Annotated in this window: 8 protein-coding genes and 1 pseudogene; 2 read left to right on the forward strand and 7 right to left on the reverse strand. The window is 68.0% G+C overall.

What is annotated here, in order from left to right:
* Positions 1 to 54: 54 nt before the first annotated feature.
* Positions 55 to 486: a VOC family protein gene (locus tag D9R14_RS15220; protein WP_121624187.1), complete on the forward strand. Its 432-nt coding sequence runs from the start codon at positions 55 to 57 to the stop codon at positions 484 to 486.
* Between the two features lie 156 nt (positions 487 to 642).
* Complete coding sequence (locus D9R14_RS23505; protein WP_281042012.1) at positions 643 to 777, forward strand: hypothetical protein; 135 nt, start codon at positions 643 to 645, stop codon at positions 775 to 777.
* 221 nt (positions 778 to 998) lie between these two features.
* Here the strand turns inward: D9R14_RS23505 and lpdA are convergent, their stop codons facing one another.
* The 7 genes and pseudogenes from lpdA to D9R14_RS15255 form a co-directional block, all read right to left on the reverse strand.
* Positions 999 to 2402, reverse strand: coding sequence for a dihydrolipoyl dehydrogenase (lpdA, locus tag D9R14_RS15225; protein ID WP_121624188.1), 1404 nt, complete (start codon positions 2400 to 2402; stop codon positions 999 to 1001).
* A 22-nt stretch (positions 2403 to 2424) separates the two neighbouring features.
* Positions 2425 to 2718, reverse strand: coding sequence for a DUF2442 domain-containing protein (locus tag D9R14_RS15230; RefSeq protein WP_121624189.1), 294 nt, complete (start codon positions 2716 to 2718; stop codon positions 2425 to 2427).
* Positions 2715 to 2966: a DUF4160 domain-containing protein gene (locus tag D9R14_RS15235; RefSeq protein ID WP_121624190.1), complete on the reverse strand. Its 252-nt coding sequence runs from the start codon at positions 2964 to 2966 to the stop codon at positions 2715 to 2717. The genes D9R14_RS15230 and D9R14_RS15235 overlap by 4 nt, the downstream gene beginning before the upstream one ends.
* 14 nt (positions 2967 to 2980) lie before the next feature.
* The gene (gene odhB, locus D9R14_RS15240; protein ID WP_121624191.1) at positions 2981 to 4198 is read right to left on the reverse strand and encodes a 2-oxoglutarate dehydrogenase complex dihydrolipoyllysine-residue succinyltransferase; all 1218 of its coding nucleotides are present in this window, start codon (positions 4196 to 4198) and stop codon (positions 2981 to 2983) included.
* Positions 4199 to 4226: 28 nt separating this feature from the next.
* Positions 4227 to 4553, reverse strand: coding sequence for a YciI family protein (locus D9R14_RS15245; protein WP_121624192.1), 327 nt, complete (start codon positions 4551 to 4553; stop codon positions 4227 to 4229).
* Positions 4554 to 4600: 47 nt separating this feature from the next.
* Positions 4601 to 7555, reverse strand: a complete 2955-nt coding sequence (locus D9R14_RS15250) for a 2-oxoglutarate dehydrogenase E1 component (protein WP_121624193.1) — start codon at positions 7553 to 7555, stop codon at positions 4601 to 4603.
* A gap of 432 nt (positions 7556 to 7987) precedes the next feature.
* A pseudogene (locus D9R14_RS15255) lies at positions 7988 to 8295 on the reverse strand (succinate--CoA ligase subunit alpha); the annotation flags it as partial.

Below are 8295 nucleotides of genomic sequence, written 5' to 3' on the forward strand. Positions count from 1 at the left end.
GCTTCCGCCGGGACGGCCGCCGCAAACTGAACCTCCAATCCATGCGGACACACCATGAGCGCCATCCGCCCCGTCATCGAGCACATGTCGCTCACCTGCGCCGACCTTGGCCGCGCAGTGCGGTTCTACGATGCCGTGCTGGCGCCGCTCGGCCTCGTGCGGGTCGCGGACTATGACGAGGAGGAGGGCGCATCCGCCTGCTGGGGGCCGCCGGGCACGCTGCCGGCGCCGGAGGGCGTGCCGGGCGCGGCGCCGTTCTGGGTGCAGTATCGCGATGCGGTGTTCGCGCCGCCGCCGGGCACCCATGTCTGCTTCTGCGCGCCCGACCGGGCCGCGGTGCACGCGTTCCACGCCGCGGGGCTCGCCGCTGGCGGTACCGACTATGGCGCGCCGGGCCTGAGGCCCCATTACGGGCCGGGCTATTACGCCGCCTTCCTGATGGACCCGGACGGCTGGCGCGTCGAGGCCGTCACCTACGGCGCCTGAGGGCGCGCCAATGGCCACGCTCCCGCTGCATCGCTACACGTCCGCGTGAGAATGCCGCCGAATGCCTGGAATTGAGGCGCTCGCGGCGTCCCGCACGCTTCGCAGGGGCGGCCAGGCGGGGTTAGGCTTGCCCTTCCGTTACAGGAGGACCTGCCGATGAAGCGCCTTGCCTTTGCCCTTTGCGCCCTCGCCGCCGTCTCCGTCTCTGCCCCCGCCTTCGCAGGCGGCTCGGGCTGTGCCAGCGCCCAGGACAAGAGCGCCCAGGCCGAGAGCACCCACAAGGGCAGCTGAACGACGCCGGCGCGATCGGCGGGAACCGCCGGGGCGCTCGCGCGTTTTGGGATCACGGCGCGCCTTCGCCCCGAAGGTACTGCCCCCCGGGGGCGAGGCGCACCTTCATCTGACCTCCATACCCTCCGGCCTCCGCCGGAGGGTTTTTTTTGACCTCATGCTCCGACGGCCGCGGCCGGAGGTCCTTCTTCACCTCGACCCGGCCCGAAGCCGAGCCGTGCTCACATGTGGATGGCGCGCTTCTCCACCGCCATGGCCGCCTCCTTCACCGCTTCCGAGCGGGTCGGGTGGGCATGGCAGGTGCGGGCGAGGTCTTCCGACGAGCCGCCGAACTCCATCAGCACCGCGCATTCGTGGATCATCTCGCCGGCCTCGGGGCCGATGATGTGGGCGCCGAGTACCTTGTCGGTGGCGGCGTCGGCGATGATCTTCACGAAGCCGTCCGTGGTGTTGTTCACCTTGGTGCGGCCATTGGCGGTGAAGGGGAACTTGCCGACCTTGTAGGCGACGCCCGCGGCCTTCAGCTCGTCCTCGGTCTTGCCGACCGAGGCGACCTCCGGGAAGGTGTAGACCACGCCGGGGATCACGTCATAGTTCACGTGGCCCGCCTTGCCGGCCAGCTGCTCCGCCAGCGCCACACCCTCGTCCTCGGCCTTGTGGGCGAGCATGGGGCCGACGATCACGTCGCCGATGGCGTAGATGCCGGGCACGTTGGTGGCGAAGTGGTGGTCGGTGACCACGCGGCCGCGCGCATCCTTGGCAACGCCCGCCTCCTCCAGCCCGAGGCCGGCGGTGTAGGGAATGCGGCCGATGGCGACCAGCACCACGTCCGCCTCGATCACCTCGGCGGCACCGCCCGCGGCAGGCTCCACCGTGACCTTCAGCGTCTTGCCCTTGGTGTCGACGCCGGTGACCTTGGTGCCGAGCTTGAAGGTGAAGCCCTGCTTGTCAAGGATGCGCTGGAAGGACTTGGCCACGTCCGAATCCATGCCGGGCAGGATGCGGTCGAGGAATTCCACCACCGTCACCTGCGCACCGAGGCGGCGCCACACGGAGCCCAGCTCCAGGCCGATGACGCCCGCGCCCACCACGACGAGCTTGCCGGGCACCTTGGGCAGCTTCAGCGCACCGGTGGAGGAGACGATGCGCTCCTCGTCGATGGCGACGCCCGGCAGCGGCGCGACGTCGGAGCCGGTGGCGATGACGATGTTCTTCGTCTCCAGCACCTCGACCTTGCCGTCGGCATTGAGGGTGACTTCCACCTTGCCGGGGCCGAGGATTTTGCCGGCGCCCATGTAGACATCGACCTTGTTCTTCTTCAGCAGGAACTCGACACCCTTCACGTTGCCGTCCACGCCGCGGTCCTTGAAGGCCAGCATGGCGGGCAAATCGAGCTTGGGAGCCGGGACGCCGATGCCCATCTCGCCGAACTTGTGGCCGGCTTCCTCGAACAGCTCGGAGGCATAGAGCAGCGCCTTGGAGGGGATGCAGCCCACGTTCAGGCAGGTGCCGCCATGGGTGCCGCGCTTCTCCACCACCGCGACCTTGAGGCCGAGCTGGGCCGCACGGATGGCGCACACATAGCCGCCCGGGCCGGTGCCGATGACGATGAGATCGTAGGACATATCAGGGAATTTCCTTGGCGGTTCAGCTTGCCATCAGCCGATGCACTTCGGCCTGCTTTTCGCAATCCCGACGCAGGCTGTCGGCACCGAAGTCGATTTCGTACCCATTGTCGTCGAGCCAGAAGATGGAATGCCCGTATTCCGAAACAGAAACAGCGTCGAAGTTCTTCGGATTGCGTCGCAAATATTCGAAGACCTCACCGTCTGTGAGGATCGGCCGCACATCGACCACACCTTCGTAGCCATCGGTGAAGACGAGCTTCAATACGCCATAGATGACCGGCGAGGCCGACACGATCCTGGGTAGCTCACTCATCGCAGAGGCTCCAACGGTAGCTTTTCGATCGCACGCACGAATGTATCGGTCAGCAGGTCCTTTCGTTCGGAGGCCCACTCCACGACGGCGCGCCGCTTGTTTTCCGGCAGGCGCCCCCTCAGCAGCTTCAAGGTCTGAATATGGATGCTGGCGCGGTGTTCGCCAAACTCGGCGTGGAAATGCGGCGGCGGGTGATCGTTAGGATAGAACTTTATCTTGACCCCATCGACCACCGCCACCGTGGGCATTGCCTCAGCCTATCTCACAGGTCCAGCACGAGCCGCGCGGGGTCCTCCAGGGTCTCCTTCACGCGCACCAGGAAGGTCACGGCCTCGCGGCCGTCGACGATGCGGTGGTCGTAGGAGAGCGCGAGGTACATCATCGGGCGGATCACCACCTGGCCCTTGATGGCCACCGGGCGCTCCTCGATGCGGTGCATGCCGAGGATGCCCGACTGCGGCGCATTGAGGATCGGGGTAGACATCAGCGAGCCGTAGATGCCGCCATTGGTGATGGTGAAGGTGCCGCCCTGCATGTCCTCGATGCCGAGCTTGCCGTCGCGCGCCTTGCGGCCGTAGCCGGCGATCTGCTTCTCGATCTCGGCGACGGACATGAGGTCCGCGTCGCGCACCACGGGCACCACGAGGCCCTTCTCGGTGCCCACCGCGATGCCGATATTGTAGTAGTTCTTGTAGACGAGATCCTGGCCGTCGATCTCGGCGTTCACCGCCGGGATGTCCTTCAGCGCCGCGATCACAGCCTTGGTGAAGAAGCCCATGAAGCCGAGCTTCACGCCGTGCTTCTTCTCGAACGCATCCTTGAACTGGCCGCGCAGGGCCATCACCGCGCTCATGTCCACGTCGTTGAACGTGGTGAGCATGGCGGCGGTGTTCTGCGCATCCTTCAGGCGCCGCGCGATGGTCTGGCGCAGCTTGGTCATCTTCACCCGCTCCTCGCGGGCAGCGTCGTCGGCGCTGGACGGCGCGCGCGCGGCGGCCGGCGCCGGGGCGGGCGCGGCGGGAACGCCGGCGGCGATGGCGGCCAGCATGTCGCCCTTGGTGACGCGGCCGTCCTTGCCGCTGCCGGTCACGGCGTCGGGGGAGACGCCGCTCTCGGCGGCGATGCGCGCCACGGCCGGGCCGTTGGCGCCGGAGGCCGCGGGAGCGGCAGCCGGTGCGGGCGCTGCCGCGGGCTTCGGCGCCTCTGCCTTGGGCGCCGCAGCGGGGGCGGCGGCCGCGCCGGCGCCTTCGCCGATGGAGCCGAGCAGCGCGCCGACGCCCACCGTCTCACCGTCCTTGGCGACGATCTCGGCCAGCACGCCCGAAGAGGGGGCCGGCACCTCGACCGTGACCTTGTCGGTCTCGAGCTCCACCAGCGGTTCGTCGGCCTTCACGGCCTCGCCGGGCTTCTTGAACCACTTGCCGATGGTGGCCTCGGTAACGGACTCGCCCAAAGTGGGCACGCGGATCTCGGTCGCCATTCTGTTCGCCCCCTTTTGGGGACCTCCCTCAACGTTCGTCGCCTGCCGGGGCCGCGCCCCGGTTCAGGATGAGAGACGGAACCGGCATCACCTCATAGGCGAAGCCCAGTCCCGCCGCGATGATCGGGTCCGCGTCGGCGAGCGCCTGCGCGTGACCTTCGTCCTCCACGTCCACCAGCGCCATCCCCCAGATGCCTGCGGGATCGGCCACCGGACCCACCGCCAGAGCGGGTCCGCCTTCTGCCAGGCGGTGCCAGTAGGCCCCATGGGCGCCCATCGCCTCCATCTCGGCGCCGCTCGCATCCTCCGGGAAGCTTGCGCGCGGCGGCCGCAGCCGGAGCAGGTAATGGGCCAAAGGTGCCTCCGTCCTCGTCTTCGCCTCTCCTTGCGGTCCCGGCCCGATCAGGCCAGGGCCTCGTCCAGGAACGCCTTGAGCTGGGCCAGGTGCTTCGACATCAGCCCGGTGGCGGTGGCGGCGGACGCCGGGCGCCCTGCATAGCGCGGGCGCTTCGACACGCCGCCGGCCTGCTCCAGCACCCATTCCAGATAGGGCTGGACAAAGGACCAGGAGCCCTGGTTCTTCGGCTCTTCCTGGCACCAGACCACCTCGGCGTTCTTGAAGCGCGAAAGCTCCTGCACCAGCGTCTTGAGCGGGAACGGATAGAGCTGTTCCACGCGCATTAGGTAGACGTCGTCCACCCCGCGCTTCTCGCGCTCCTCGAACAGGTCGTAATAGACCTTGCCGGAGGACAGCACGACGCGGCGGATCTTGTCGTCGGCCACCAGCTTGATGCCGTCCGGGGCCGGGTGCGACTGGGCGTCGTCCCACAGGACGCGGTGGAACGAGGTGCCGGCCGCCATTTCGGACAGCGCCGAGACCGCCCGCTTGTGGCGCAGGAGCGACTTCGGCGTCATCAGGATGAGCGGCTTCCTGAACTCGCGCTTCATCTGCCGGCGCAGGATGTGGAAGTAGTTCGCCGGGGTGGTGACGTTCGCCACCTGCATGTTGTCCTCGGCGCACAGCTGGAGGAAGCGCTCGAGGCGCGCGGAGGAATGCTCCGGCCCCTGGCCCTCATAGCCGTGCGGCAGCAGGCAGACGAGGCCGGACATGCGCAGCCACTTGCGCTCGCCCGAGGAGATGAACTGGTCGAACACCACCTGGGCGCCGTTGGCGAAGTCGCCGAACTGCGCCTCCCAGAGCACCAATGTGTTGGGCTCGGACAGGGTGTAGCCGTACTCGAAGCCGAGCACCGCCTCCTCCGAGAGCATCGAGTTGATGACCTCGTACTTGGACTGGGTTTCGGACAGGTGGTTGAACGGCTTGTAGCGGGCCTCGGTGTCCTGGTCGAGCAGCACAGAGTGGCGCTGCGAGAAGGTGCCGCGCTCCACGTCCTGGCCGGAAAGGCGCACCGGGTGGCCCTCGGTCAGCAGGGTGCAGAAGGCGAGCGCCTCGCCGGTGGCCCAGTCGATGCCCTGGCCATCCTCGATCGCCTTCTTGCGGTTGTCGAGGAAGCGCTGGATCGTGCGGTGGACCTTGAAGCCCTCCGGCACGGTGGTGATCTTCGCGCCGATGGCCTTCAGGGTGTCGCTGGCGACGCCGGTGTCGCCGCGGCGCGGATCGTCGTCCTCCTGGATCGCCTTGAAGCCGGCCCAGCGTCCGTCCAGCCAGTCCGCCTTGTTGGGCTTGTAGGCTTGGCCGGCCTCGTATTCCGCCTCCAGCCGGTCGCGCCAGGCGCCGCGCATGGTGTCCAGTTCGCCGGCGGTCACCACGCCCTCGGCCTCGAGCTTCTTGGAATAGAGCTCGAGCACGCTCGGGTGCTGGCGGATCACCTTGTACATCTTCGGCTGGGTGAAGGCCGGCTCGTCGCCCTCATTGTGGCCGAAGCGCCGGTAGCAGAACATGTCGATGACCACCGGCTTGTGGAAGCGCTGGCGGAACTCGGTCGCCACCTTGGCGCAGAACACCACGGACTCGGGGTCGTCGCCGTTGCAGTGGAAGATCGGCGCCTCGATCATCTTCGCCACGTCGGACGGATAGGGCGAGGAGCGCGAGTAGCGCGGATTGGTGGTGAAGCCGATCTGGTTGTTGATGATGAAGTGGATCGAGCCGCCGGTGCGGTGGCCCTTCAGGCCGCTGAGACCGAGGCACTCGGCCACCACGCCCTGGCCGGCAAAGGCGGCGTCGCCGTGCAGCAGCAGCGGCAGCACCTTCACGCGCTCGGCGTCCTGCATCTGGTCCTGCTTGGCGCGCGACTTGCCGAGCACCACGGGATCGACGATCTCCAGGTGCGAGGGGTTGGCGGTCAGCGACAGGTGGACCCTGTTGTTGTCGAACTCGCGGTCGGACGAGGCGCCGAGGTGGTACTTCACGTCGCCCGAGCCTTCCACCTCGTCGGGGGCCCAGGAGCCGCCCTTGAACTCGTGGAACAGCGCCCGGTGCGGCTTGCCCATCACCTGGGTGAGCACGTTCAGGCGGCCGCGATGGGCCATGCCGAACACGATCTCCTTCACGCCGAGATTGCCGCCGCGCTTGATGATCTGCTCCAGCGCCGGGATCAGGCTCTCGCCGCCGTCGAGGCCGAAGCGCTTGGTGCCGGTATACTTGACGTCGAGATACTTCTCGAAGCCCTCGGCCTCCACCAGCTTGTTGAGGATGGCGCGCTTGCCCTCGCGGGTGAACGACACCTCCTTGTCCGGGCCCTCGATGCGCTCCTGGATCCAGGCCTTCTCCTCGGGCGAGGAGATGTGCATGAATTCGACGCCGACCGACGAGCAGTAGGTGCGGCGCAGGATCGCCACCATCTCGCGCACGGTGGCGAATTCCAGGCCCAGCACGTGGTCGATGAAGATCTTGCGGTCGAGGTCGGCCTCGTAGAAGCCGTAGGACGCGGGGTCGAGCTCCGGCGCCTCGCGCGGCGGGGTGAGGCCGAGCGGGTCGAGATTGGCGTGCAGGTGGCCGCGCATGCGATAGGCGCGGATCATCATCAGCGCCTTCACGGAGTCCCGGGTCGCCTGCTGCACCTCGGTGGGCGAGAACTCCACCCCGGTCGTCTGCGCCTTGGCCTTCACCTTCTCGGAGATGGCCTTCTCCACCTCGATCCACTGGCCGTCCATGGCCGAGACCAGCTCGCCATTGGCGTGAACCGGCCAGTGCGGCTTCTTCCAGGAGGCGCCGCGGGCGTTCTCGATCACCTGGGCGGGATCGTCCTTGAGCGCGGCGAAGAAGGCCTGCCACTCCGCCGGAACCGCGTTCGGGTCGGTCTCGTAGCGGGCGTAGAGGTCCTCGATCCAGGCGGCATTGGCGCCATAGAGGAAGGAGGTGTTGAGGAAAATGTCGTTCTGATCCGCGCGCGACATGGGCTTCTTCCCGGATGGTCGTGGATGCCGCGCCGGTCTTGCGCAAACCCGCCTGCCGGCGGGCGCGCAGGGATGCGCGGCCCCATGGCCTCGTCATATGCCACAATACGAGCACCCGGCCGGAGCCGGACGCCCCTTTCACCGCTGCTGGGCTCGTGGCGGCCTGCGGCAGCGGTGCCTTGAAACCTTCGCCTGCGGCGCCGAGCCGGCGCCGGCATCAAGCGGCCGTCCAATTCGACGCTGTCGCGGACGATCGCCTGCCGGCCACGCCGTCGCCGAGCTTTGCGGCGAAAATGGGTGCGTGGCCGGCGAAACGCAACGGCCATCGCACTTTCTTCATACCTGCTTCCCTTCCGTCACACCTCTGCGCGCGACGCACAGGAGGTATGAGGAGGGTGGGCGGGAAGGGGGAGAACCCCTTCCCGTGACGGCTCAGCCCTTGAGCACCTCGACCAGGGTCTTGCCGAGCCGCGCCGGGGAGGGCGACACGCGGATGCCTGCGGCCTCCATGGCGGCGATCTTGTCCTCGGCGCCGCCCTTGCCGCCGGAGATGATCGCGCCCGCATGGCCCATGCGGCGGCCGGGAGGCGCCGTGCGGCCGGCGATGAAGCCGACCATCGGCTTCTTGCGGCCCCGCTTCGCCTCGTCGGCGAGGAACTGCGCCGCCTCCTCCTCCGCCGAGCCGCCGATCTCGCCGATCATCACGATCGACTTCGTCTCGGGGTCGGCCAGGAACATCT

It is taken from the genome of Xanthobacter tagetidis (genome assembly GCF_003667445.1).
GTDB classification, from domain to species: Bacteria; Pseudomonadota; Alphaproteobacteria; order Rhizobiales; family Xanthobacteraceae; genus Xanthobacter; species Xanthobacter tagetidis.